Origin of the sequence: Enterobacter sp. KBR-315C3_2022 (assembly GCF_041399425.1) — a bacterium.
Taxonomy (GTDB): Bacteria; Pseudomonadota; Gammaproteobacteria; order Enterobacterales; family Enterobacteriaceae; genus Enterobacter.
Genome location: NZ_JBGKEB010000009.1, coordinates 127198 through 151175 on the forward strand (window position 1 = coordinate 127198; position 23978 = coordinate 151175).

The window sequence follows — 23978 nt, forward strand, 5'->3', positions numbered from 1 at the left end:
CGTTCAGTATCTTGCGGGAAGCTTGTTAATCTTGATCAGCTTTCCGTCCTCAATGTCGATGAATCCCCCGGTGCGCAGATCCGCCAAGATGCGCATTACGCCGCTGCGCGAAAGCTGGGTTTTCTCTCTGATATAGCGCTCGGCCGTGATGTTCGCCCGATAGTGTTCATCTTCGTCCATCAGCTTAAGCAGCTGCTGACGGATCATCTCGTAGGAGGTTGGCGCGCCCTGGGGCATGATATTTTTGTACAATCGGCTGTATACGAACATCAGCTGCTTTGAGAAAAGGTCCCACAGCGATTTCTCATTGATAATCTCGTGCACGCGCTCAGCGGGAATAACGCAAATCGTGCAGGGGGTGACGGTTTTAAAGTAATCGTCGAAGTAAATATCCGTCAGGTTGGCGATGCCAAATACGGCGGGGGCGCGCGCGGTCGACAACATCATCGTGTCGCTTCTGCGATAGAGGGCAACCGTGCCTTCCAGCAGTAAATAGCACATTCCCTGGCCGTTAACCTGGAAATCCAGCTGTTCCCCGCGGGCGGCTTTGCGCGGCGTGCAGTGGGGCAGCAGGTGGCTGATAAGCGCTTGCGCGTAGGGGGAACCGCGGTGAGGATTTTCGGAAGAAGACATCGTCAATGACCTAAAAAATGACCTCTTTAATTATAGCGTTACTCTCATTTGCAGGCACGTCCCGCCGTCAGTATTTTCGTGGCAAATGATGAACGTCCAGCAGCACCCCGCGCTCCATCGTGATGTACTTTCCGGTACGCAGCTCGGACAAAATACGCATAATTCCGCTGCGTGAGAGATAGGTACGGCTTTTGATATACGCCGCCGCCGTAATATTGTTGCGGATAGTTTCCGTTTCCTGCATCAGCTCAACCAGCTGAAAGCGAATGATGTCGTAGGCCGACATTTGCGATATTTTCGCGCAGTGCTCATACACGCGCGAGGCGGTATAGATCAGCAGCTTCGAAAAATGCTCCCAGAGATCCTGCTGCGCAATAATCTGATTAAACGCCTCCAGCGGTACGCGGGCTATTTCTGATGTTTCCAGGGCGCGAACGTACAGGTGCTCTGATGAGAATTGACTGCTAACGCCTAAAATAAACGGCGCAGATTCAGAGTTTAAGACAATACCGTCGCCGCGGCGGTGAAGCGCCACGCTGCCCTGTAAAAGTAAGAAGCACTGACGAACGTCGTCTTTGAAATAATGGACAACGTCTCCCCGACCGAGCACCGTTCTCTCTGCGCCAGGGAGAATCAGCGAAACGAGCTTCTCAATATGATTTAAAGGCTTTAATTCAATAACGGATGACGTGGAACGGTTCGGCGGTGCGGCCAGGCGCGTATTCATAAGATACCTCATATTACAGGTGCGATCGTTTTTCGTATCGCCTAGAGAATTATCTTAAAAATTAATCATTCAGGGAATGGTTTGCCGCAGTCTAAAAATAGACCCAATGCGGTAAAAAATATAACTCGCTGAAATTCATCATAAAGGCATTGGGTCTAATAATAGACCTATGTACCCAATCAATAAATTTAACCACGCAGAAAATGTTGCTCTTTCGTTAAATGGCGGTCTACAGCTAGACCATAAATCAGTTGTTTTCGCGAAGGTGATTATATAAATTTTGACCAGTTGATGGATTACGCAATTAAAAAATGAGTCATAAAAGAATGAGCCTATCGTTCTTTTATCGGTTTCTGCTGCGTGATGATTTTGAATAAATAAGCGAAGAGATAATTAAATAATGAAGATTAATAAGGCTTTGGCCGCAGCGTGCCTGACATTAACGGCCTCCGGCGCGTTCGCCGCGGCGGGCACGGTTAATTTTTCCGGGAATATTCTGGACTCGGCGTGCGATGTCGCCGTGGCGTCTCAGAATCAGGTGGTGGTATTAGGGGATTACTACAAAAACGACTTTACCGCAGCCGGTTCGCGGACGCCCGCCACCCAGTTCGCTATTGTGCTGAAAAACTGCCCGGTCGCGGTAAACACCGCCAAAGTGCGGTTCGACGGCTCACCGGACGGCAGCAACGCTAACCTGCTGGCCATTGACTCCTCGGTCCAGGGGGCGGCAACGGGCGTTGCCATCAACCTGATGACCGCAGACAAGGTCGATCTGCCGCTGCACGGCAGCAATAGCTACGCCTATTCCCTGAGCAGCACGGCGGATAATACCCTTAACTTTTACGCGCAATATATTTCAACGGCGCTGTCGGTGACGGCGGGGCCCGCTAATTCCGTGGCCAACTTCTCGGTGGTTTATAACTAAACGCGCCTTTTCCGTGCCGCCAGCCTGTCAGCAGGGGCCTGACTGAGCCCTCTTTTAGAGATGAATAATGAAAGTAAGTAATAGAACCCTTTTAACCGCGGCGCTTTTCATGGCCTCGCTGTCGGTTGTTCACGCCGGGGTGGTGATTGGCGGCACGCGGGTTATTTTCGCCGGCGCGAATAAAGAGGCAACGATCGACGTAAATAACATCGATAAAACGCCGTATTTAATTCAGTCGTGGGTTGAGTCGCCGGAGGGAAATGGCGCTAAGGCTCCCTTTATCGTCACGCCGCCGCTGTATCGGCTGGACGCCGGACAAAAAAATATCGAGCGAATTTTGCTGTCGGGCACGCTGCCGCAGAATAAAGAGAGCCTGTTCTGGCTGAATATTAAATCGATACCTTCGGCGACGACGCAGGTGAACACGTTACAGATTGCGGTTAAAACGCGCATCAAGCTTATCTATCGTCCTGCGAGCCTGAGCGCCGCGATGCCCGAAGAGCAGGCGGACAGGCTGGTGTGGTCGCGCAATGGCGATCGCCTTCAGGTGACGAACCCGTCGCAGTACGTGATGAACTTCAATGAAATCAGCGTGGGCGGAGTAAAGCTGGACGACGTCTCGTGGGCTCTGCCCGGCGCGGCGGCGACGTTTGCGCTGCCGGCGGGCAGCGGACGCGGGCAGATTACCTTCAAATTAATTAACGACTACGGGAGTCCAGGACCGTCGCATCACGCCAGCCTGTAGCGTTAGCGCACGGGACACGGCGGCTACCGGTCAGGTTAAGAAAGATGGCAACGAAAATTGATACGCGGCAGCCCGCGCGCCTGGCGTGTTATATCGCCCTTGCGCTGGCCGCTGCGCCTGACGCCAGCGCGCGGGAAACGTTTAACGCCGAGCTGGTCGAGCTGGATAACCCGGGGATGGGCAAAGCCGATTTATCGGCCTTTGAGTCGGGTTCACAGGCGCCGGGGACATACCACGTTGACATCATTCTTAACGAACGGCAGGTGGAGACCCGCGACGTCGTGTTTATCCAGGACGGTGCCGATCGGCTCCAGCCGTGCCTGAGCGTGGTGCAGCTGAAGGCGTGGGGCGTTAAAACCGCGCTGTTTCCGCAGATCGAGAAGGCCAATAGCCCCTGTGCCAGCCTCGAGGCGATCCCTGACGCCCGCGCCGATTTTCAGTTTGGCGCGCAGCGGCTGGTCTTAAGCATTCCCCAGGCCGCGGTCTCGCTGCCCGCCCGGGGCGAGGTTTCTCCTGAACTGTGGGACGAGGGCATCACGGCGGCCATGCTGAACTACAGCCTGAACGGGGCTAACGCCTTGTCACATGCCGGTGAGAGCTCCGGCAGCCGGAGCCAGTACGCCAACCTGCGCCAGGGGATCAACGTCGGACCCTGGCGGCTGCGCAGCTATTCGACCTGGACGCGCGGTGATGACGGGCAGAACGCATGGGATACGGTCTACAGCTATGCCCAGCGCGCCATCATCCCTCTTCAGGCGCAGCTGACTCTCGGGGACAGCTCCGCCCCCGCTGACGTTTTTGACAGCGTGCCGTTTCGCGGCGTGCAGCTGGCGTCCGATGAGGACATGCTGCCCGATTCGCTGAAAGGATACGCTCCCGTCGTGCGGGGCATTGCCCGCACCAACGCGCAGGTCACCGTGCGGCAAAACGGCTATCAGATCTACCAGACGTTTGTCGCGCCGGGCGCGTTTGAGATTACGGATATGTATCCCACGGGCGGCGCGGGCGATCTGGACGTCACCGTTCTGGAAGCCGACGGCAGCGAGCAGCGCTTTACGCTGCCGTACGCCTCGCTGCCGGTGCTGCAGCGGGAAGGGCGCGGAAAATATGCGCTCACCGGCGGGCAGTACCGTTCCTGGAACAGCAGCGTCGATAAGGCCGCGTTTGCCCAGGCCTCGGGGATCTACGGCCTGCCGCAGGGCGTCACCGCCTACGGCGGCGCGCAGTCGTCGGGCCACTATCGGGCGCTCGCGCTGGGCCTCGGCAAGAACTTGGGGGAGGCCGGCGCGTTCTCGGCCGACGTGACCCAGGGCTGGTCGGCGCTGCCCGACGGCGGAAAGTCTGGCGGCCAGTCCTGGCGCGTTCGCTACAGCAAAACCGGGGCGGCGAGCGGAACGCAATTGACCGTTGCGGGGTATCGCTTTTCTTCCCGCGGCTTTTACAGCATGCAGGAGGTTCTGGATGCCTACGGCGACGGCAGCGCGCCGCAGGAGCAGCGCAAGAACCGGGTAGAAGTGACGATAGGCCAGACGCTGGGCGACGACGCGGGCGCGCTGATGGTCAGCGCGGCGCGGGACGCGTACTGGGACGGGGGCAGGTCTACGGCGTCCTACAGCCTTGGCTATAACAACGCCTGGCGCGGCATGAGCTACGGGCTCACCTGGACCTACAGCCAAAACGCCAGCGCGGGCGGTGAGGGGAGCCAGACGAAAGGCGACAGCGATCGGCTGCTGGCCTTTAACCTCAGCGTGCCGCTGGATAAATTCCTGCCGCAGACGTGGGCCAGCTACGGCCTGACCGCCAGCAGGAATGGCGGCGCGACCCACAGCGTCGGCCTGAACGGCGTGGCGCTGGAGAACAGGGCGTTAAGCTGGAGCGCGCAGCAGGGCTACGGCACCCGCGGCGCGGGCGCAACCGGCAACCTGAGCGCGGACTACAAGGGCACCTACGGCGAGGCCACGACGGGCTACGGGTACGACCAGAACGGTCAGCGTTTGAACTATGGCCTGCAGGGCGGCGTTCTGCTTCACGAGGATGGCGTGACGTTCTCCCAGCCGCTGGGCGAGACCAACGCGCTGGTGAAAGCGCCCGGCGCTCACGACGTGGATATTCGCAACCAGCCCGGCGTCAGAACGGACTATCGGGGGTATACGGCCGTCAGCAATCTGTCGAACTACCGGACAAACGATCTTTCGCTCGCGCCGGAAACGATGCCGGGCGACGTCGAGCTGGAGATGACCACCCGGACGGTAATACCGACGCGCGGCGCGGTGGTGAAGGCCGAGTATCTGGCAAAGGTCGGGCAGCGGGTGCTGATGAGCATTATCCATCGCGGCCAGTTCGTTCCTTTTGGCGCCATCGCCGCGCAGATGAAGGGGGGCGAAAACGGCGGCATCGTCGGCGACAACGGCCAGGTGTACCTCGCCGGTCTGCAGACGCAGGGCACGTTATTCGTAACGTGGGGCGCGAAGGCGGGGCAGCAGTGCCGCGCGCCGTACGTTTTGCCCGCGCGGTCACGCCTGGACGGCATAGCCGAAGTTAACGTCAATTGCGTTTAGGGAATCAATCATGAGAACACTACTCTTAAGCGTTCTGCTCTGCGTCGCGTCGGGATGGCATTCCGCGCAGGCCGGAACCTGTAACACCATTGTGCCTCAGGAGTCCACGCTGTCCGTCGGGACCCTGACGGTGCAGCGGGACGTGCCCGTCGGCACGGTGATCTTTTCGCGCGCGGCGACGTCAACCAAATCGTACCTGACGGAGTGCACAAGCCCCTTAACGCTCGGGTTCAGCATGCGCTACCTCAGCGCGACGCCGAGCGCCTACGGCAGCCACGTCTATAACACCAACGTTGCCGGGATAGGGATTCGCTTTTCATCCGGCAATTACTTTGAAAACCCGGCCTATACGTTCGCCTACAGCCCGCAGACCTCTTACGTCGAATGGTGGGGCGGAAAAATTGAGCTGGTGGTCACCGGGCCGGTCGCCTCGGGCGCGCTAACGCCCGGCGTGGTCGGCGTGGTGACGCTTCAGGGCGCCGACGGCGCGTTTCGCGATGCCCTGACGACGCGGATAACCGACGGCGTGATTAACGTGGTGGCCTGCACCATGACCACGCCCCGCCTGACCTTTCCGATAGGGGATATTTCCGCCTCGACGTTTGGTTCAACGGTAGGGACGACGCCAGCCGGTGCGAAAAATACGCAAAATCTCGGGCTGAACTGCGATGCGGGCGCCAACGTGAACGTCACCCTGAGCGGCATTCAGAATCCGGATATCGCCAATACCAGCGTTCTGGCCCTGACCGGGCAGGGGGCGGACGGCGTCGCGAAGGGCGTCGGGGTCCAGCTTTTGTATAACGGTACGCCGCTGGCGCTGAACGCGCGGCTCGCGCTCAAGGCCGCCGCCGGTGGACAAGAGTCCTTTCCCATCACGGCGCGGTATTACCAGACCCGCACCGCGGTGGAGCCGGGTTCTGCCAATGCGTCTGCGACGCTAAATGTGACCTATCAGTAGGGGGCGTAATGACATGAAAACCCTGGCGAGTTTGGCCGCGGCAGCGGCGATGATGAGCGCGAGCGCGCTGTCAGCGGACGGCGTGAACGTGAGCGTAACGGGGAATATCGTGGCCTCCCCCTGCCTCTTCAACAGCGGCAGCTCAGCGGTGAATATCGATCTTGGCGATATACACGCCGCTAACATGGTGACGCCGGGCTCAACGTCCGCGCCGGTTCCCTTTAGCCTGTCGTTTACCCAGTGTCCGGCGGGAACCCGCAGCGTGACGGCTACCTTCACCGGCACGCCCGATCCCGCCGCGGGCAACGACTACTACATCAACAGCGGAACCGCGCGCAGCGTGGCGATTGCGATGATCGACGCGACAAGCGGGCAGCTTAAGGGTACGGGCTCGTCCATTTCCCAAAGCGTGTCCGCTGACCGAACGGCGACGATGCCGATGAAGGCGATGGTCGCGTCGACGACGGGAGGCGCCACGGCAGGGACGATTAGCGCGGTGGTGATGCTGACCCTGCAGTACAACTGATCGGAACCGACGACTATGCTCAACATCGCGACTAACGAGCCCGACGGGCTGTTTCAATATGGGTTCACGCGCCTGCTGGCCGACTTCTTTGCGCAAAAGGGAGGTCGGGAGATTCGCGTTGACGCGCATTCCTCGCCTGCGGGCATTCTGCTGGCGGATATGCTGGTGCTTTCCCTCGCGCCCGGCGAGTGCTTTACCTGCTTCACGCCCTCTCTGGCAAGCCGAAAGGGGGTTGCGATCGGGATCGTTGACGCGTGCCCTGACGCGGATGCGCTGCCTTCCTGCTTTGAGGATATGCTTTTTATTTCGCGGCGCGCATCGCTGGCGCAGATGCGGCAGACGCTGGAAAAGGCATGGGCAAGACACCTGCTGCATGACGTTTATCGCCGTCCCTCCTCGTGCTTTGACTGCCGACACCGGGGCCTTACGCCCCAGCAGGTGAGGGTGATGGATGAACTGCATAAGGGGCAGTCGATCGCCGATACCGCGCAGCGGTTGGGAATTGGCATTAAGACGGTCTTTTCCCATAAGTATGCGGTCATGGAGAAATACAGGTTGCGCAGCGACTACGAGCTGACGCTTTTTTTAAATCGAATGGTGGAAAAGCGCAGCGGCTTCGGCGCTCAGGGGCTGATGCCGTGAATAGCGAAATAGAGTGTCTGGTTATGCGCCTATAGATAAACGTGAGGGCCATGGTAATTTTTGCTTTTTATACGTGACCCTTTAACGATGCAAATTCATAAAACCACCACACCGATTTTCGTGAGTAAGTTCAAATGCGTAGGCCCGGAATGCTTAATTTCCTGCTGCCGCGGCTGGACAATCAGTATTGATAAGAAAACCCATCAAAAGTATGTCCTGTCTGCACACCCGGAAATAGCCGCAATCGCAAAAGATAATCTGATCCCTCAGCGGAAAGGCAAAAATAATTATTCCGTAATCAGGCTGGACGAAAAGGGAGATTGTCCTTTTATCGATGAGAATAAGCTGTGCAGGGTGCACAGGGATTTAGGCGAAGAGGCGCTATCGCCAACCTGCGCGACGTACCCGCGATTATCGTCACGCTATCAGGACGAAACGCGCAAAAATATGACGCTTTCCTGTCCGGAAGTGGTGCGGCGCGTGCTGTTCGACCCTGAGGCGATGCTGCTGCAGGAGCAGGATGCGCTGCTGGCGGTGCATAAAACCAACCTTATCGGCCAGCGCCAGTCCGTTCCGCAGGCCAATCAGGTGATCCACCTTATGGCCTGGAATCTGATTCAATCGCCTTCGAAGGGCGTGGAAGAAAACCTGATGGCGCTGGCGCAGCTTATCCTGATGCTGCAGCATATCGGCTTTGACCTGCACGGCCAGTACGAGCAGGTTGAGCAATTTTATGAGGGGCTTCTTCGGGAACTGCAGAGCGGAAAATCGCTGCTGGATGCAAACAACGTTGCGCGCTCAAGCACGATGAAATACCTCGCATTATCTATTCTGGGCACCAACGTGGCCCGCGATTCGGCCCGGGATAGCTTCGTTCTGGAAGGGCACCGGCAAATCGCGCAGTATCTTGACGTTAGTAGCCTGGCCGACCCGGGGGAGATTGACGAGAAGTTCGTCGGCATTAACCAGCAGTGGCAGAGGCTGTGTCAGGATTCCTGTATTTCAGAGCCGCACGTGCTGCGCAACTATCTGCTCTACAAACTGTATAGCGGCTATTTCCCCGGCAAAGAGACGGCAACGATCATGCGGCAGTTCTACCGCATCGTCCTCGATTTCTTCTATTTAAAAACGTTCCTGAGCGTCAAATCCATGCACGATGAGCTTGAGCAGCAGACGGTGATGAAAACCATTGCCAGCTTCTCGGAAAAGACCCTCCACAACCAGACCATCGACGCGCGTATGGATTTTGCGATCGATAAAATCAACGGCGGTGACGATCTTTCTTGCCTGCTGCTGATTGGCTAAAACGCGAAGAGGCCCGCCGCGCGAGCCTCTTTTTTATCAGACGTTTGCCGCGTCGAGCAGGCGCGTCTTCATGGTCTGATAGGCCGCCGCGGCGAAATCCTCCGCCCAGCGCTGATCGTCAATCGCCTCGAGCCGAACCGCGCAGTATTTCGTCTCCGGCGTTTTGGAGACCGGATCGAGATTATCCTGCGTCAGCTCGTTGCAGGCGCCGATCCACCACTGATAGGTCATGTAGACCGCCCCGACGTTGATGCGCTCGCTGACGCTGGCGCGGGTAATGACTTTCCCCCTGCGCGAACGGACCCACACCAGCTGGCCGTCGGCAATGCCGAGGTTGTCCGCATCGACAGGGTTTAGCTGCACCCGTCCCGGCTCGTCGGCCAGGCTTTGCAGCGCCGCGCAGTTGCCGGTCATCGAGCGGCAGGAGTAGTGTCCGACCTCGCGCACCGTGCACAGCACCAGCGGATAGTCCGCGTCCGGGATCTCCGCGGGCGCGCGCCACTCGGCGGCGAAAAGCTGCCCCTTGCCGCTCGCGGTGTCGAAGCGGTTGTCCTTGTACAGGTAGGGCGTGCCGGGGTGATCGAGGGTAGGGCACGGCCACTGCACGTGGCCCATTTCGCCCATTTTCTCGTAGGTCACGCCGTAGAACAGCGGGCACAGCTCGCGCATTTCATCCCAGATCTGGCGTTCAGAGTCGTAGCGCATCGGATAGCCCATTTCGCTGGCGAGCAGGCTGATGATTTCCCAGTCGCGCTTGACGTTGCCGCGGGCGTCGATGGCCTTCCCGAAGCGCTGGAAGCCGCGGTCGGCGCAGGTGAATACGCCACCGTGTTCGCCCCAGGAGGTGGCGGGGAGCAGCACGTCCGCCACCTCCGCCGTTTTGGTCATAAAGATGTCCTGCACCACCACAAAATCGAGCGCGTCGAAGCCGCGGCGAACCAGGCCTAAATCCGCTTCGGTCTGGAGCGGGTCTTCCCCCATGATGTAATAGGCCTTGATTTTGCCTTCCAGGGCCAGGTGCGGGACTTCGGTGATGCGGGTGCCGACGCGGGCGTCCATCTGGTCGGCGTCAATCCCCCACGCATCGGCAAACTTCTGCCTGACCGCGGGGTCAGTAACCTCCTGATAGCCCGGGAACATGTTGGGCAGGACGCCCATGTCGCAGGCTCCCTGCACGTTGTTCTGCCCGCGCACCGGGCCAACGCCGACGGCCGGACGGCCCAGATTGCCGGTTAGCAGCGCCAGGCTGGAAAGCCCTTTCACCACGTCGACGGCCTGACCAAACTGGGTCACGCCCATTCCCCACATCACCGTCGCCGACGGGGCGGCGGCGAAGGTGCGCATCGCCTGGCGTATCTCCTGGGCCGGTACGCCCGTCAGATGCTTCACGCGCTCCGGCGCGTAGTTCTCGACGATTTTTCGGTAGGCGTCCAGCCCCTGGGTAAAGCGCGCCACGTAGTTTTTATCGTACAGCTCCTCTTCCAGCAGCACATAGCCGAAGGCGTTAACCAGGGCCATGTTGCTGCCGTTTTTCAGCTGAAGGTGCTGGTCGGCGATGCGGGCCGTTTCAATGCGGCGCGGATCGCAGACGATAATTTTTGCGCCGTTTTCACGCGCCTTCAGCACGCGCCTGGCGACGATTGGGTGGGAATCCGCGCAGTTATAGCCAAAGATCAGCAGGCATTTTGAGTTTTCGATATCGCTAATGGCGTTGCTCATTGCGCCGTTGCCGAGCGTCTCCTGCAGGCCAGCAACGGACGGCCCGTGGCAGACGCGCGCGCAGCAGTCGACGTTGTTCGTGTGCAGCACCGCGCGGGCAAATTTTTGCATTACGTAGTTGGTTTCGTTCCCCGTTCCGCGCGACGAACCGGTGGTCATGATGGCGCGTGGGCCGAACTCCGCCTTAATGCCGCTCAGCCTGTGGGCGGTATAGCGAATGGCCTCTTCCCAGGTCACCGGCGTAAAGGGGTCGCCCTTACGATAGCGGATCATGGGCTGCGTCAGGCGAGGGGTGAGCAGGCGGGTGTCGTTTAAAAAGTCCCAGCCGTAAAATCCTTTCAGGCAGAGCGTGCCCTGGTTGGTGACGCCGTCTGCCGCTTCGGCGCGGATGATACGGTTATTTTCAACGACAAGATTAAGCTTGCAGCCTGCGCCGCAGTAGGGGCAGACGGTGGCGATTTTTTTCATCAATAACAGACCTGTTAAGAAATGAAGCGATGTTTAACCGGATAAATCCAGTCCCGTATCCGGCATATAGCAGGATCCGTGCCACATTCAGGTGCGTTGAATAACAGGGGTTATCGAAGGGGGAGGCGTGTCATCGTCAGGAAATTCGTCACAAATGACGATGACACGTTATGAAGGCAGGTTAAAGATCGTCCATCGTGTAGCCCACGACGATTTCGAGGGTTTTGCGGATAACATCGGCCTGAACGACGTCCTGCGTCACTTCAAGCGTCTGGATCAGCCACATGATAATCGCCTTGTTGGTGATATGCCCTTCAGTGGCCTGGACACAACGTACTGCCGTAGAGAAAATAGCGGACTCTTCAGCAAAACGATCGCCGGCGTGGCGGAAATACTCCGACAGAGGGCTGTCGCTAAATGCTGATGTGTATTCGGGTTGAATCTGAATATTCTGTCTCATTTATTCTCACCGTAGCTGTTAGGTTGTAGTCAATGTATTTTCTTTGGGTTGGACGGTTTTCCATCACCAAACAAGGGCACTACATTGTTTCTATTTATCCGTAGAGATCCCTCTCCGTCAGTCGTTCCGTGTGCGGCTTTGCGACGCTTAAGTGCGACGCGGTTTTCACCAATGTCGGTGATAACTCTTGCGAGCAGTTCCCGCCGCCGGGGATCCTTTTCATGCGTCTTGATGCTCCATAGACGCTCAATCAATGCACTTATCGTCAGCGGGCCGCGCTCTTTCAGCAGAGAAAGAACGGCCTCTCCAATCAGTGCATCCGTGAGCTTGTCCAGGTCACTGCTTTTCATCGCGGCGTATTTATCGCTCAAAAAGCAGGCCAAGCAGCATGTGATAGTGTTGTTCCTCTTCCGGGCTGGAGGCCTTTTCGAGGCGGCTTAACAATTTGGTGCAGAGCGATTTACGATTGAGATTGCGCCCATCGCTCAGAATTTCTACAACCACCTGGCCCAGCGTCTCTTGCTGGGTCGGAAGCGCTGCCTTATCGAAATACTGCGCAATCGCTGCGGCGGAATCTCCGGCATAACCGTTCTGGTGCATGTTTCGCTCCTGTTAAAACCCGTAATCACTAACGTTACAATTAAGGTATACACTTTTTTCAAATCTGTACATGCAAAATGTACAATTTTTTAATGAATTGTCATATTTTCTTATTAAGTCATTTATATACAATGCGTTACGTCTGCTGTTTTTTATCGATGAATGTTGCGATATATTGTACAAGATGTTGCTCAGGGACAGAGTTGTACAAGGGGTGGCAAAGGGGTGGCAAAGGGGATTGAATGACGTTAAATCATTGAGATGTAAATTATTTGTTAGGCAAATAATGTGCTATAACAGTACACGAAACGCACGTTTTTATGGTCAACCCCACACCTCAGGAATAGCATGCTAACAACCATCATTTACCGCAGTCATATCTGCGATGACGTGCCTGTGAAAGCACTGGAAGACATGGTAGCTGCTGCAAATAATCATAACCGGCGGGAAGATGTCACCGGGATCTTGTTATTCAACGGCACGCATTTTTTCCAGCTGCTTGAGGGGCCCGCAGATCGCGTGCAGGCTATCTATCAGCACATCTGCCGTGACCCGCGCCATCATAACGTGGTCGAGCTGCTAAGCGATCACGGTCCGCTGCGGCGCTTTGGTAACGCCGGCATGGAGCTGTTCGATTTACGCCAATACGACAGGGATGAAGTGCTTCAGCGGGTTCTCGACAAGGGCACCACCAAATACCAGATGACCTATAACGATCGCGCGCTGAAGTTTTTCCGCACCTTCGTTGAAGCCACTGAAAAAGCGAACTATTTCGAGCTGCCGTCCGCGGATTCCTGGGAATTTCTTCCTGAGGCGTCGCCGCTTTCCGCGCAGCCAGAAGTTGTCGCCCCGGGCGCAGACTGTAGCTTTGCCTTCCAGCCCATCGTCGACCCGTTTATGCAGGAGGTCGTCTCCTGGGAAGCGCTTCTGCGCACGCCAGACGGCGGCTCGCCGGAAGCCTACTTTGGGGCTTTACCGCGAGAGGAAGTCTACGAGCGCGATCTGAACAGCAAGCAGGTCGCGCTGTCGATGGCCAGCGCGCTGGGGCTGGGCAATCAAACGATATCCCTTAACTTACTGCCGATGACGCTGGTCAATGTGCCTAACGCGGTGGATTTCCTGCTCACGGCCATCGAAGCGAATGGCTTCGTACCGGAACAGATCGTGGTGGAATTTACCGAGAGCGAAGCTATCTCCCGGTTTGAAGATTTCACCAGCGCGGTAAGGCAGCTCAAAAGCGCGGGCATCAGCGTGACCATCGACCACTTCGGCGCGGGCTTTGCCGGGCTGCAGCTGCTGGCCCAGTTCCAGCCGGACAGAATAAAAATTAACCGCGATATGATTATCGACGTGCACAAGAGCGGCCCGCGACAGGGGATTATTCAGGCGATCATCAAGTGCTGTACGTCGCTGGAAATTCAGTTCTGCGCCGTGGGCGTGGAGAAGGCTGAAGAGTGGATGTGGCTTGAGTCGGCGGGGATTTCCCAGTTTCAGGGAAACCTGTTTGCCAGCCCGCGCCTGGGGGCCATTCCGGCGATAGCCTGGCCGGAAAAACTGTTCGGATTTTGATGAAGCTGTACACAAACCTTGCGGCTTAGCTGTACGCATCGTCGAATTTATACAACAATGTATTAACGAGTGGATGGGTTTTTACACCATCCACTTGTCTCATAGCAACGTATTAGTTATACAAAAGCGTTGTACAATCTGATAAGGTTGGATCGGTTAGGTATGGAAGTGTTGAGCGTGAGGGAGTTAATGGCCTATTACAGTATCGGTGAAGTCGCCGAACGATGCGGTATCAACCCCGTTACACTGCGTGCCTGGCAGCGACGCTATGGGTTACTGAAACCCCAGCGCAGCGAGGGGGGCCATCGTCAGTTCGACGATGAAGATATCCTGCGTATCGAAGAAATTAAGCGCCTGATGAAAAGCGGCGTGTCGGTTGGAAAAGTAAAAGCGCTGCTGGGCAATAAGGAAGTGCTGACTCAGGGGAACTGGGCAACGCTGCAGGAAGAGATGATGACCGTTCTGCGCTACGCGAACCCCGCGAAGCTGCGAGCGAAGATTGGCGAGTTCCGGCGTGACCACGCTATGGACGTGCTGATCGACAACATCATCACGCCCGTGCGCCAGCGAATGAATCAGGATCAGAACACGGTGCGCCATATGGCAAGCCTGCTCGACGGCGTGTTGATTGAGTTTGCCATCGCCAGCCTGACGGAATCGCGCAAAAAAGCGGGAAAAGATGCGCTGCTTATCGGCTGGGAGTGTGACGATCGTACGCACCTTTGGTTGGAAGCCGCCCGCCTTGCACACAACGGCTGGCATATCGACGTGCTGGCAGATCCTATTGATTCACCGCGTCCGGAGCTTTTTCCGGGGCAAAAAATCTTCGTCTGGACGGGCAAGCAGATGACGCTTCGCCAGCAGGAGCAGCTTGATCACTGGCGTGAACAAGGCTTCGCAATATCGTTTCATCCTGCTATTTAACGGGTCCGAAAGGACCTTTTATTTATTCCTCCATCTCCCGATTTCGTTCGATCGCGCTGACCTGCGCAAAAAATAATCCTCTATTTCAAAAATAGGCATTTTCGATGCATATTTTAACTTTCCGTTGTGACGTTTTCTTCTCAGAATGAAATGCATTATTTATCAATGCATTGAACAATTTATTTCCTGCCGACCTTATCTCTTCACAGGGTCTATGCTTAGTAAAAGGTGCCAAAAAGGGCGACTACGCGCAAAGCCCCTGCTGTCAGGGGGTTGAAGTGATAATCGTTATCACTAACATGGTGTTATGCCCCTGCGGCTCTCGACATGAGGTGGAACTATGGAATTACAATCAGAAACCTTTAACCCTGCTGATTTTGCCTGGCGTGGCCTTACGCTTACGCCTGCGGCAGCGGCACATATTCACGAGCTGGTGGCGAAGAAGCCCGACATTCTCGGCGTGCGCCTGGGCGTTAAGCAAACCGGCTGCGCGGGCTTCGGCTATGTTCTTGATACGGTCACGGAGCCTGAAAAAGACGATTTAGTCTTTGAAACCGACGGCGCGAAGCTGTACGTCGCCCTTCAGGCGATGCCCTTCATTGACGGGACGGAAGTGGATTACGTGCGCGAAGGCTTAAATCAGCTTTTCAAATTTCATAACCCGAAAGCCCAGAACGAATGCGGCTGCGGCGAAAGTTTTGGGGTATAGGCGGTACTATGTCTCGACATACTGAAGCAACGAGCGATGTGAACACCTGGAGCGGCGGACACCTCAACTATAAAGAAGGGTTCTTCACGCAGCTTCAAACGGACGAGCTGGCGAAGGGCATTAACGAGGACGTCGTCCGCGCGATTTCGGCCAAGCGCAACGAGCCGGAGTGGATGCTTGAATTTCGCCTGAGCGCCTTCCGCGCCTGGCTGGAGATGGAAGAGCCGCACTGGCTGAAGGCGCACTACGACAAGCTTAACTATCAGGACTACAGCTATTACTCCGCGCCGTCCTGCGGCAGCTGCGACGACACCTGCGCCTCGCAGCCCGGCGCGGTGCAGCAAACGGGCGCCGAGAACAGCTTCCTGAGCAAAGAGGTTGAAGAGGCCTTTAACCAGCTGGGCGTTCCGGTTCGCGAGGGGAGAGAGGTGGCGGTGGACGCCATCTTTGACTCCGTATCGGTGGCGACGACCTACCGCGAAAAGCTGGCGGAGCAGGGAATCATTTTCTGCTCCTTCGGCGAGGCGATCCACGATCACCCCGAGCTGGTGAAAAAATACATCGGCACCGTGGTGCCGAGCAACGACAACTTCTTTGCGGCGCTCAACGCGGCGGTGGCGTCAGACGGGACGTTTATCTACGTGCCGAAAGGCGTGCGCTGCCCGATGGAGCTCTCCACCTATTTCCGCATCAACGCGGAAAAAACGGGCCAGTTCGAGCGCACGATCCTCGTCGCCGATGAGGGCAGCTACGTGAGCTACATCGAAGGCTGTTCCGCGCCGGTGCGCGACAGCTATCAGCTGCACGCGGCGGTGGTGGAGGTCATCATCCATAAAGATGCCGAAGTGAAATACTCCACGGTGCAAAACTGGTTCCCCGGCGACGGGAACACCGGCGGCATCCTCAACTTCGTCACCAAGCGCGCGCTGTGCGAAGGCGAAAACAGCAAAATGTCCTGGACCCAGTCGGAAACCGGCTCGGCGATCACCTGGAAATACCCGAGCTGCATTCTGCGCGGGGACAACTCCATCGGCGAGTTCTACTCGGTGGCGCTGACCAGCGGCCATCAGCAGGCGGATACCGGCACCAAGATGATCCACATTGGTAAAAACACCAAATCCACGATTATCTCGAAGGGGCTCTCCGCCGGGCACAGCCAGAACAGCTACCGCGGGCTGGTAAAAATCATGCCGACGGCAACCAACGCCCGCAACTTTACCCAGTGCGACTCCATGCTGATCGGCGCGGACTGCGGGGCACATACCTTCCCGTACGTCGAGTGCCGCAACAACAGCGCCCAGCTTGAGCACGAGGCCACCACCTCGCGCATTGGGGAAGACCAGCTCTTCTACTGCCTGCAGCGCGGGATCAGCGAAGAAGATGCGATTTCAATGATTGTGAACGGCTTCTGTAAGGACGTGTTCTCTGAACTGCCGCTGGAATTTGCCGTAGAAGCTCAGAAACTCCTCGCCATTAGTCTTGAACACAGCGTCGGTTAAGGAAAGCACATGTTAAGCATTAAAGATTTACAGGTTGGCGTCGAAGATAAAGCGATCCTGCGCGGCCTCAATTTTGACGTTAAGCCGGGCGAAGTCCACGCCATCATGGGGCCAAACGGCTCCGGGAAAAGTACGCTTTCGGCGACCCTGGCGGGACGGGAAGATTACGAAGTGACCGGCGGTTCGGTCGAGTTCAACGGCAAAGATCTGCTGGAGATGTCGCCGGAAGATCGCGCGGGCGAGGGCATCTTTATGGCCTTCCAGTATCCGGTGGAAATTCCCGGCGTGAGCAACCAGTTTTTCCTGCAAACCGCGCTGAACGCGGTGCGCAAGTACCGCGGGCTCGAGGCGCTGGACCGCTTTGACTTCCAGGATCTGATGGAAGAGAAGATCAAGTTGCTGAAGATGCCGGAAGATCTGCTGACCCGCTCGGTGAACGTGGGCTTCTCCGGCGGCGAGAAAAAGCGCAACGACATTCTGCAGATGGCGGTGCTGGAGCCTGAGCTGTGCATTCTCGACGAAACCGACTCCGGTTTGGACATCGACGCCCTGAAGATCGTCGCCGACGGCGTGAACTCGCTTCGCGACGGCAAGCGCTCGTTCATTATCGTGACCCACTACCAGCGTATTCTGGACTACATCAAGCCGGACTACGTCCACGTGCTCTACCAGGGCCGTATTGTGAAATCAGGTGATTTTAAGCTGGTGAAACAGCTGGAGGAGCAGGGCTATGGCTGGCTTACCGAACAGCAGTAATGCGCTCCAGCAGTGGCACCGCCTGTTTGAAGCGCAGGGCGATGCCCGCTCTGAGCAGGCCCAGCAGCACCTGCAGCAGATGCTGCGCCTCGGCCTGCCCACGCGCAAGCATGAGAACTGGAAATACACGCCGCTCGACGGCCTGCTGAGCGGCGAGTTTGTCACCCGGCACGCGGCGATCGGTCCGGCCCAGCGCGACGCGCTGGCGCTGAACGTGGACGCGGTGCGGCTGGTTTTTGTCGACGGCGTTTATTCCCCCGAGCTGAGCGACGACGCGCGGGAGAGCGGGTTCGAGATTGCGATTAACGACGAGCGCCAGAGCCTGACCGCCGCCGTTCAGCCGGAGGTGTTCTTACACCTCACCGAGAGCCTCGCGCAGACGGTCACGCATATCCGCGTGAAGCGCAACCAGCGCCCGGCGAAGCCGCTGCTGCTGCTGCACATCACGCAGGGGCTGGAGGGCGACGAGATCAACACGGCGCACTATCGTCACCATCTTGAGCTGGCAGAGGGCGCGGAGGCGACGGTGATTGAGCATTACGCCAGCCTCAACGAGGTCCGCCACTTTACCGGTTCGCGGCTGACCATGAACGTGGCGGCCAACGCCCAGCTACATCACATCAAGCTGGCGTTTGAAAACCCGGCGAGCCACCACTTCGCCCACAACGACATTTTGCTCGGCCAGGACGCCGCGGCCTACAGCCACAGCTTCCTGCTCGGCGGCGCGGTGCTGCGCCACAACACCAGCACGCAGCTTAACGGGGAAAACACCACGCTGCGCATCAACAGCCTGGCGATGCCGGTCAAGTCCGAAGTGTGCGACACGCGCACCTGGCTTGAGCACAACAAGGGCTACTGCAACAGCCGCCAGCTGCATAAAACCATCGTCAGCGATAAGGGCCGCGCGGTGTTTAACGGCCTGATCAACGTGGCTCAGCACGCCGTTAAAACCGACGGGCAGATGACCAACAACAACCTTCTGCTGGGACGTCTGGCAGAGGTGGATACCAAGCCGCAGCTGGAGATCTACGCCGACGACGTGAAGTGCAGCCACGGCGCCACGGTTGGGCGAATCGACGACGAACAGATGTTCTACCTGCGCTCGCGCGGTATCGACCGGCAGTCTGCGCAGAAGATGATTATCTACGCCTTTGCGGCCGAGCTGACGGAAGCGCTGCGCGACGGCGAGTTAAAACAGCAGGTGCTGGCGCGGATTGGCCAGCGTCTGCCTGGAGGCGATGCATGAGTTTTCCGGTAGAAAAAGTCCGGGCCGATTTCCCCATTCTGGCCCGGGAGGTAAACGGCCTGCCGCTGGCCTATCTCGACAGCGCGGCCAGCGCGCAGAAGCCGAATCAGGTGATAGACGCCGAAACGGAATTTTATCGCCACGGCTATGCGGCGGTGCATCGGGGCATTCACACCCTGAGCGCCGAGGCGACCCAGCGCATGGAAAACGTGCGCACCCAGGCCGCTGGCTTCCTGAATGCACGATCGCCGGAGGAGCTGGTCTTCGTGCGCGGCACCACGGAGGGCATCAACCTGGTGGCCAACAGCTGGGGCAACGCGCAGGTCCACGCGGGCGATAACATCATCATCACCCAGATGGAGCACCACGCGAACATCGTCCCGTGGCAGATGCTCTGTGAACGCACCGGCGCGCAGCTGCGGGTGATCCCGCTGAATCAGGACGGCACGCTGCAGCTTGAGCAGCTTGACGCTCTGCTTGACGAGCGCACGCGGCTGGTTGCCGTAACGCAGGTTTCTAACGTGCTGGGCACCGAAAATCCGGTGGCAGAGATTATCGGTAAAGCGCACCGGGCGGGCGCGAAGGTGCTGATTGACGGCGCGCAGGCGGTGATGCACCACGCGGTGGACGTTCAGGCGCTGGACTGCGATTTTTACGTCTTCTCCGGCCACAAGCTCTACGGGCCGACGGGCATCGGCGTGCTGTACGTGAAGGAAGATATCCTGCAGGCCATGCCGCCGTGGGAAGGGGGCGGCTCGATGATTGCCACCGTCAGCCTGATCGAGGGCACCACCTACGCGCGCGCGCCGTGGCGCTTTGAGGCCGGTACGCCAAACACCGGCGGCATTATCGGGCTCGGTGAGGCGATCTCTTACGTCTCTGCGATTGGCCTTGACGCCATTCAGGCGTACGAACAGCAGCTGATGCGCTACGCGCTACAGGAGCTGGCCAGCGTGCCGGATCTGACCCTCTACGGCCCGGCGGAGCGCCAGGGCGTGATAGCCTTCAATCTGGGGAAACATCACGCCTATGACGTTGGCAGTTTCCTTGATAACTACGGCGTCGCCGTGCGTACCGGGCACCACTGCGCGATGCCGCTGATGGCGTTTTACCAGGTGCCGGCAATGTGCCGCGCGTCGCTGGTAATGTACAACACAACGGAAGAGGTCGACAGGCTGGTGGCGGGGTTGAAGCGCATCCACCAGCTTCTGGGCTAAGGGAGAGCAAGAGATGGCAGAGCTGCCGGACAAAGAAAAGCTGCTGCGTAACTTTGGGCGTTGCGCAAACTGGGAAGAGAAATATCTCTACATCATCGAGCTGGGGCAGCGCTTACCGCCGCTCAGCGAAGAGGCGCACAGCCCGGAGAACATTATTCAGGGCTGCCAGAGCCAGGTGTGGATTGTGATGACGCAGTCTGACGACGGCACGATTGAACTGCACGGCGACAGCGACGCCGCCATTGTCAAAGGGCTGATTGCCGTCGTCTTCATTCTTTACCATAAGATGTCGGCGCAGGACATTGTGGCGTTCGACGTGCGCCCGTGGTTTGAAAAAATGGCGCTAGCCCAACACCTCACCCCGTCCCGCTCCCAGGGGCTGGAAGCAATGATTCGCGCCATTCGCGCCAAAGCCGCAATCCTTAGCTAGACTTAAAAAACAGCATTCATTCTGTTTCGCGAGGTGGTTTCCGCCTCGCTGGTTTTTCAGCTTTCTGGCGTTCTGTCAGTGAATAAGGAATCTCAGCATGAAGCGCGCGTCTCTAATAACTCTATTACTCCTTGGTTCGCTCAACGCCCTTAATTCGGCCTGGGCGGTGGATTATCCCTTGCCGCCTGCGGGCAGCCGGCTTATTGGTCAAAACCAAACCTATACGGTGCAGGAGGGGGACAATAAGCTGCAAACGATCGCTCGCCGGTTTAATACGGCCGCGCAGCTTATTCTCGAAACCAATAACACCATTGCGCCGGTCAATCCCGCGCCCGGAACGGCGATCGTCATTCCTTCACAAATGCTGCTGCCCGACACGCCGCGCGAAGGCATCGTCGTCAATCTGGCGGAGCTGCGGCTCTATTATTTCCCGCCGGGCGAGAATATCGTTCAGGTTTTCCCGCTCGGTATCGGGCAACTGGGGCTTGAAACGCCGGTCAGTACGACCCGCGTCAGTCAAAAAATACCTAATCCGACCTGGACGCCAACGGCCGGAATCAGAGCCCGCTCTCTGGCTCAGGGAATTAAGCTGCCTCCGGTTGTCCCCGCAGGGCCAAATAACCCGCTGGGGCGCTTTGCGCTGCGTTTAGGTATTGGTAATGGGGAATATCTTATCCACGGGACCAGCGCGCCGGACAGCGTTGGGCTGCGCGTCAGCTCCGGCTGCATGCGGATGAACGCGCCGGATATTCAGGCGCTGTTTGCGCAGGTGCGCGTCGGCACGCGCGTGCAGATTATTAATGAGCCGGTGAAATATGCCGTCGAGCCGGACGGTAAGCGCTATATCGAGGTGCACAGGCCGCTGGCGCAGGAGGAGGGAGAAAATCCTCAAACCTCGCCAATAACGCACTCGGCGGCGTTTGCGTCGTTTGTTTCGCAATCCGGGAGCGATAAAGCGCTTATTGATAAAGCCCTGGCGCGCCGGGCGGGGATCCCCGTTGCGGTAAATGCACAGGGCAGCGCGTCGGCCAGCACCAGCGTGCAGTCGGTACAGAACAGCCGCGTGACGGAGGCGATTGCAGAGAATGAAGGCGAGAAGGTAACGCAGTAATCGTTGCAGAATTGAGATAAAAAAAATGGCGCACAATGTGCGCCATTTTATTAACAGGTACTATTACTTACGGTATTTAGTAGCCTGGTTGTCCAGACGCTGGTTAGCGCGAGCTGCGTCGTCTTTAGCAGCCTGAACGTCGGAACGCATTGCGTTCACGTCGTTGCTCAGCTGGTCAACTTTAGCATTCAGAGTCTGAACGTCAGAAGACAGCTGATCGATTTTAGCGTTGCTGGAGCAACCTGCCAGCAGAGTAGAACCCAGGATTACCGCGCCCAGTACCAGTTTAGTACGATTCATTATTAATACCCTCTAGATTGAGTTAATCTCCATGTAGCGTTACAAGTATTACACAAAGTTTTTTAGGTTGAGAATATTTTTTTGATGGGAATACGCCTATTTTTGATCGTTCGCTCAAAGAAGCATCGGATTTGGCGTTTTTGAACAAAAAGCTATGTTAAAAAAGGCATTTTTCATCGGATTCATCTTAGATAAATCGCAATTAAATAGAAAAACCCGATTTGCTTTTTGAATGAAATTGGCTAAAGCCAGAAAATAAAAAAGCGCCCAGAGGGCGCTTTTCACAAAATTAATTCGTTCGGGAATTATTACAGCACGTGAACAGATGCAGTATTGGTTGTTCCGCTTGGTACCAGCGCGCCGGAAACCATAACGACAACGTCACCTTTCTGAGCCAGACCGCTTTCCAGCGCCATCGCTTTACCCTGAATGTAGAAATCGTCAGTAGAGGCGATTTCTTTAACCAGGTGCGCCACAACGCCTTTGCTCAGCACCAGCTGACGCGCGGTAGTTTCATTGGTGGTCAGCGCCAGGATGGTGGCGTCCGGGAAGTATTTACGCACGGCACGGGCTGATTTACCGCCCTGGGTAGCAACCACGATCAGCGGCGCGTCCAGTTTTTCTGCGGTTTCAACGGCACCACGGCACACGGCTTCGGTGATGCGCAGCTTGCGGCTGTCGTTGTTGAAGTCCAGGCGGCTGGTCATCACGCGGTCAGTACGCTCGCAGATGGTTGCCATGATGCCAACGGCTTCCAGCGGGTATTTACCTTTTGCGGATTCACCGGACAGCATAACTGCATCGGTACCGTCGAGGATGGCGTTCGCCACGTCACCGGCTTCTGCGCGGGTAGGGCGTGGGTTTTTGATCATGGAGTCCAGCATCTGCGTTGCGGTGATAACCACTTTACGCGCGCGAACGCATTTCTCGATCATCATCTTCTGCGCGAAGATCACTTCTTCAACCGGGATTTCAACGCCCAGGTCGCCACGGGCAACCATGATGCCGTCGGACGCTTCGAGGATTTCGTCGAAGTTGTTCAGGCCTTCCTGGTTTTCGATTTTGGAGATGATCTGGATCTTCTCGCCGCCGTGCGCCTTCAGGTGCTCACGGATTTCAACGACGTCAGAGCGCTTACGGATGAAGGAGGCCGCAACGAAATCAACGCCTTGCTCGCAACCGAAGATCAGGTCCTGCTTGTCTTTTTCAGCCAGTGCTGGCAGCGCGATGGAAACGCCCGGCAGGTTAACGCCTTTGTTTTCGCCCAGGTCGCCGTTGTTCAGCACTTTACACACAACGTTTTTACCTTCGATCGCGGTCACTTCCATGCCGATCAGACCATCGTCGACCAGCACGGTGTTGCCTACGGACAGATCGCTGGTGAAGCCTTCATAGGTCACGGCAACGATTTCGCTGTTACCCACAACGGATTTGTCGGTGGTGAAGGTGAAGGTCTGGCCCGCTTTCAGAGAGACGTCGTTACCGCCTTCCAGCTTGATGGTGCGGATTTCAGGACCTTTGGTATCCAGCAGGATAGCGGCTTTTTTGCCGGTCTTGCTCATCACGTTGCGCAAGTTCTGGATACGCTGACCGTGTTCTGCGTAATCACCGTGGGAGAAGTTCAGACGCATAACGTTCATGCCGGCATCCAGCATTTTGCTCAGCATCTCTTCGGATTCGGTTTTTGGGCCGATGGTACAAACAATTTTCGTCTTTTTCATGACAGTCTTAGTCTTTAAGTTGGGAAGGATATGGAAATCTCGCTCCGGGGGCGCGCCGCCGCAGAGCCAAACCTGTGTTGCAAAATTGACTATGGCACGCAGTAAGGATAGGTGACATCAAATGAGCGTGCAGAAGAAAGTGTGCCTGAGTTTCAGCCCAAGGAGAGAGAGCAGAATGTGTACGTTGTTTTTTATCGTCCAAGCGCTGAAACCATTCACCAGGGATTAGG

The 23978-nt window shown here is 57.2% G+C and carries 24 protein-coding genes; 16 read left to right on the forward strand and 8 right to left on the reverse strand.

Going from position 1 to position 23978, the window contains the following annotated elements:
* Positions 1–3 precede the first annotated feature (3 nt).
* Together AB8804_RS11890 and AB8804_RS11895 are read right to left on the reverse strand one after the other, a co-directional pair.
* Positions 4–633 (reverse strand): helix-turn-helix domain-containing protein, encoded by a 630-nt coding sequence (locus AB8804_RS11890; protein WP_371186289.1) that lies wholly within the window; start codon positions 631–633, stop codon positions 4–6.
* 67 nt (positions 634–700) lie between these two features.
* On the reverse strand, positions 701–1360 hold the full coding sequence (locus tag AB8804_RS11895) for a helix-turn-helix domain-containing protein (protein WP_371186291.1): 660 nt from the start codon (positions 1358–1360) through the stop codon (positions 701–703).
* 400 nt (positions 1361–1760) lie between these two features.
* Here AB8804_RS11895 and AB8804_RS11900 point away from each other — a divergent pair, with 400 nt between their 5' ends.
* From AB8804_RS11900 to fliB, 7 genes are all read left to right on the forward strand, one after another.
* Positions 1761–2285, forward strand: coding sequence for a fimbrial protein (locus AB8804_RS11900; protein WP_371186293.1), 525 nt, complete (start codon positions 1761–1763; stop codon positions 2283–2285).
* A gap of 67 nt (positions 2286–2352) precedes the next feature.
* Positions 2353–3030: a molecular chaperone gene (locus AB8804_RS11905; RefSeq protein WP_371186295.1), complete on the forward strand. Its 678-nt coding sequence runs from the start codon at positions 2353–2355 to the stop codon at positions 3028–3030.
* A 44-nt stretch (positions 3031–3074) separates the two neighbouring features.
* Positions 3075–5588 carry a fimbria/pilus outer membrane usher protein gene (locus AB8804_RS11910; protein ID WP_371186297.1) on the forward strand — a complete coding sequence of 838 codons (2514 nt, stop codon included), beginning with the start codon at positions 3075–3077 and terminating at the stop codon, positions 5586–5588.
* Positions 5589–5598: 10 nt separating this feature from the next.
* Positions 5599–6546, forward strand: coding sequence for a fimbrial protein (locus tag AB8804_RS11915; protein ID WP_371186299.1), 948 nt, complete (start codon positions 5599–5601; stop codon positions 6544–6546).
* Positions 6547–6559: 13 nt separating this feature from the next.
* Positions 6560–7072 (forward strand): fimbrial protein, encoded by a 513-nt coding sequence (locus AB8804_RS11920; RefSeq protein ID WP_371186301.1) that lies wholly within the window; start codon positions 6560–6562, stop codon positions 7070–7072.
* Between the two features lie 15 nt (positions 7073–7087).
* Entirely contained in the window at positions 7088–7714 is a 627-nt protein-coding gene (locus tag AB8804_RS11925) for a helix-turn-helix transcriptional regulator (RefSeq protein ID WP_371186303.1), read from the forward strand.
* An 87-nt stretch (positions 7715–7801) separates the two neighbouring features.
* Positions 7802–9019 carry a flagellin lysine-N-methylase gene (gene fliB, locus AB8804_RS11930; protein ID WP_371186305.1) on the forward strand — a complete coding sequence of 406 codons (1218 nt, stop codon included), beginning with the start codon at positions 7802–7804 and terminating at the stop codon, positions 9017–9019.
* A 36-nt stretch (positions 9020–9055) separates the two neighbouring features.
* On the opposite strand, the gene fdhF is transcribed toward fliB, so the two are convergent.
* From fdhF to ycgZ, 4 genes are all read right to left on the reverse strand, one after another.
* The gene (gene fdhF / locus AB8804_RS11935; RefSeq protein ID WP_371186307.1) at positions 9056–11206 is read right to left on the reverse strand and encodes a formate dehydrogenase subunit alpha; all 2151 of its coding nucleotides are present in this window, start codon (positions 11204–11206) and stop codon (positions 9056–9058) included.
* A gap of 181 nt (positions 11207–11387) precedes the next feature.
* Positions 11388–11666, reverse strand: coding sequence for a biofilm development regulator YmgB/AriR family protein (locus AB8804_RS11940; protein ID WP_371186309.1), 279 nt, complete (start codon positions 11664–11666; stop codon positions 11388–11390).
* Positions 11667–11695: 29 nt separating this feature from the next.
* Complete coding sequence (locus AB8804_RS11945) at positions 11696–12016, reverse strand: hypothetical protein (protein WP_371186440.1); 321 nt, start codon at positions 12014–12016, stop codon at positions 11696–11698.
* Positions 12017–12026: 10 nt separating this feature from the next.
* On the reverse strand, positions 12027–12266 hold the full coding sequence (gene ycgZ / locus AB8804_RS11950; RefSeq protein ID WP_371186311.1) for a regulatory protein YcgZ: 240 nt from the start codon (positions 12264–12266) through the stop codon (positions 12027–12029).
* Positions 12267–12614: 348 nt separating this feature from the next.
* On the opposite strand from ycgZ, the gene AB8804_RS11955 reads away from it, so the two are divergent.
* The 9 genes from AB8804_RS11955 (at position 12615) to AB8804_RS11995 (ending at position 21727) form a co-directional block, all read left to right on the forward strand.
* Positions 12615–13835, forward strand: coding sequence for a diguanylate phosphodiesterase (locus AB8804_RS11955; protein ID WP_371186313.1), 1221 nt, complete (start codon positions 12615–12617; stop codon positions 13833–13835).
* A gap of 189 nt (positions 13836–14024) precedes the next feature.
* Positions 14025–14759: a MerR family transcriptional regulator gene (locus tag AB8804_RS11960; protein WP_371186315.1), complete on the forward strand. Its 735-nt coding sequence runs from the start codon at positions 14025–14027 to the stop codon at positions 14757–14759.
* A 340-nt stretch (positions 14760–15099) separates the two neighbouring features.
* Positions 15100–15468 carry a Fe-S cluster assembly scaffold SufA gene (gene sufA / locus AB8804_RS11965; RefSeq protein ID WP_152084347.1) on the forward strand — a complete coding sequence of 123 codons (369 nt, stop codon included), beginning with the start codon at positions 15100–15102 and terminating at the stop codon, positions 15466–15468.
* 8 nt (positions 15469–15476) lie between these two features.
* Positions 15477–16967: a Fe-S cluster assembly protein SufB gene (sufB, locus tag AB8804_RS11970; protein ID WP_371186317.1), complete on the forward strand. Its 1491-nt coding sequence runs from the start codon at positions 15477–15479 to the stop codon at positions 16965–16967.
* 9 nt (positions 16968–16976) lie between these two features.
* Positions 16977–17723, forward strand: a complete 747-nt coding sequence (sufC, locus tag AB8804_RS11975; protein ID WP_371186319.1) for a Fe-S cluster assembly ATPase SufC — start codon at positions 16977–16979, stop codon at positions 17721–17723.
* Positions 17698–18969, forward strand: coding sequence for a Fe-S cluster assembly protein SufD (gene sufD, locus AB8804_RS11980; RefSeq protein WP_371186321.1), 1272 nt, complete (start codon positions 17698–17700; stop codon positions 18967–18969). Before sufC ends, sufD begins: the two co-directional genes overlap by 26 nt.
* Entirely contained in the window at positions 18966–20186 is a 1221-nt protein-coding gene (gene sufS, locus AB8804_RS11985) for a cysteine desulfurase SufS (protein WP_371186323.1), read from the forward strand. Before sufD ends, sufS begins: the two co-directional genes overlap by 4 nt.
* A 13-nt stretch (positions 20187–20199) precedes the next feature.
* Complete coding sequence (gene sufE, locus AB8804_RS11990) at positions 20200–20616, forward strand: cysteine desulfuration protein SufE (protein WP_371186325.1); 417 nt, start codon at positions 20200–20202, stop codon at positions 20614–20616.
* A gap of 97 nt (positions 20617–20713) precedes the next feature.
* Positions 20714–21727 carry a L,D-transpeptidase family protein gene (locus AB8804_RS11995; RefSeq protein WP_371186327.1) on the forward strand — a complete coding sequence of 338 codons (1014 nt, stop codon included), beginning with the start codon at positions 20714–20716 and terminating at the stop codon, positions 21725–21727.
* Between the two features lie 63 nt (positions 21728–21790).
* On the opposite strand, the gene lpp is transcribed toward AB8804_RS11995, so the two are convergent.
* Together lpp and pykF are read right to left on the reverse strand one after the other, a co-directional pair.
* A complete protein-coding gene (lpp, locus tag AB8804_RS12000; RefSeq protein ID WP_001082307.1) occupies positions 21791–22027 on the reverse strand; it encodes a murein lipoprotein Lpp in 237 nt (78 codons plus the stop codon).
* Positions 22028–22335: 308 nt separating this feature from the next.
* On the reverse strand, positions 22336–23748 hold the full coding sequence (pykF, locus tag AB8804_RS12005) for a pyruvate kinase PykF (RefSeq protein WP_371186357.1): 1413 nt from the start codon (positions 23746–23748) through the stop codon (positions 22336–22338).
* Positions 23749–23978: the final 230 nt, after the last annotated feature.

Bases quoted from the DNA above. Each gene is read 5' to 3' on its own strand.
- AB8804_RS11915 (WP_371186299.1), top strand. From the start codon at position 5,599: ATGAGAACACTACTCTTAAGCGTTCTGCTCTGCGTCGCGTCGGGATGG.
- fliB (WP_371186305.1), top strand. From the start codon at position 7,802: ATGCAAATTCATAAAACCACCACACCGATTTTCGTGAGTAAGTTCAAA.
- AB8804_RS11925 (WP_371186303.1), top strand. From the start codon at position 7,088: ATGCTCAACATCGCGACTAACGAGCCCGACGGGCTGTTTCAATATGGG.
- sufD (WP_371186321.1), top strand. From the start codon at position 17,698: ATGGCTGGCTTACCGAACAGCAGTAATGCGCTCCAGCAGTGGCACCGC.
- AB8804_RS11905 (WP_371186295.1), top strand. From the start codon at position 2,353: ATGAAAGTAAGTAATAGAACCCTTTTAACCGCGGCGCTTTTCATGGCC.
- sufA (WP_152084347.1), top strand. From the start codon at position 15,100: ATGGAATTACAATCAGAAACCTTTAACCCTGCTGATTTTGCCTGGCGT.
- sufS (WP_371186323.1), top strand. From the start codon at position 18,966: ATGAGTTTTCCGGTAGAAAAAGTCCGGGCCGATTTCCCCATTCTGGCC.
- AB8804_RS11995 (WP_371186327.1), top strand. From the start codon at position 20,714: ATGAAGCGCGCGTCTCTAATAACTCTATTACTCCTTGGTTCGCTCAAC.
- sufE (WP_371186325.1), top strand. From the start codon at position 20,200: ATGGCAGAGCTGCCGGACAAAGAAAAGCTGCTGCGTAACTTTGGGCGT.
- ycgZ (WP_371186311.1), bottom strand. From the start codon at position 12,266: ATGCACCAGAACGGTTATGCCGGAGATTCCGCCGCAGCGATTGCGCAG.
- AB8804_RS11945 (WP_371186440.1), bottom strand. From the start codon at position 12,016: ATGAAAAGCAGTGACCTGGACAAGCTCACGGATGCACTGATTGGAGAG.
- lpp (WP_001082307.1), bottom strand. From the start codon at position 22,027: ATGAATCGTACTAAACTGGTACTGGGCGCGGTAATCCTGGGTTCTACT.
- AB8804_RS11960 (WP_371186315.1), top strand. From the start codon at position 14,025: ATGGCCTATTACAGTATCGGTGAAGTCGCCGAACGATGCGGTATCAAC.
- AB8804_RS11920 (WP_371186301.1), top strand. From the start codon at position 6,560: ATGAAAACCCTGGCGAGTTTGGCCGCGGCAGCGGCGATGATGAGCGCG.
- pykF (WP_371186357.1), bottom strand. From the start codon at position 23,748: ATGAAAAAGACGAAAATTGTTTGTACCATCGGCCCAAAAACCGAATCC.
- AB8804_RS11910 (WP_371186297.1), top strand. From the start codon at position 3,075: ATGGCAACGAAAATTGATACGCGGCAGCCCGCGCGCCTGGCGTGTTAT.
- AB8804_RS11900 (WP_371186293.1), top strand. From the start codon at position 1,761: ATGAAGATTAATAAGGCTTTGGCCGCAGCGTGCCTGACATTAACGGCC.
- sufB (WP_371186317.1), top strand. From the start codon at position 15,477: ATGTCTCGACATACTGAAGCAACGAGCGATGTGAACACCTGGAGCGGC.
- AB8804_RS11890 (WP_371186289.1), bottom strand. From the start codon at position 633: ATGTCTTCTTCCGAAAATCCTCACCGCGGTTCCCCCTACGCGCAAGCG.
- sufC (WP_371186319.1), top strand. From the start codon at position 16,977: ATGTTAAGCATTAAAGATTTACAGGTTGGCGTCGAAGATAAAGCGATC.
- AB8804_RS11955 (WP_371186313.1), top strand. From the start codon at position 12,615: ATGCTAACAACCATCATTTACCGCAGTCATATCTGCGATGACGTGCCT.
- AB8804_RS11895 (WP_371186291.1), bottom strand. From the start codon at position 1,360: ATGAATACGCGCCTGGCCGCACCGCCGAACCGTTCCACGTCATCCGTT.
- fdhF (WP_371186307.1), bottom strand. From the start codon at position 11,206: ATGAAAAAAATCGCCACCGTCTGCCCCTACTGCGGCGCAGGCTGCAAG.
- AB8804_RS11940 (WP_371186309.1), bottom strand. From the start codon at position 11,666: ATGAGACAGAATATTCAGATTCAACCCGAATACACATCAGCATTTAGC.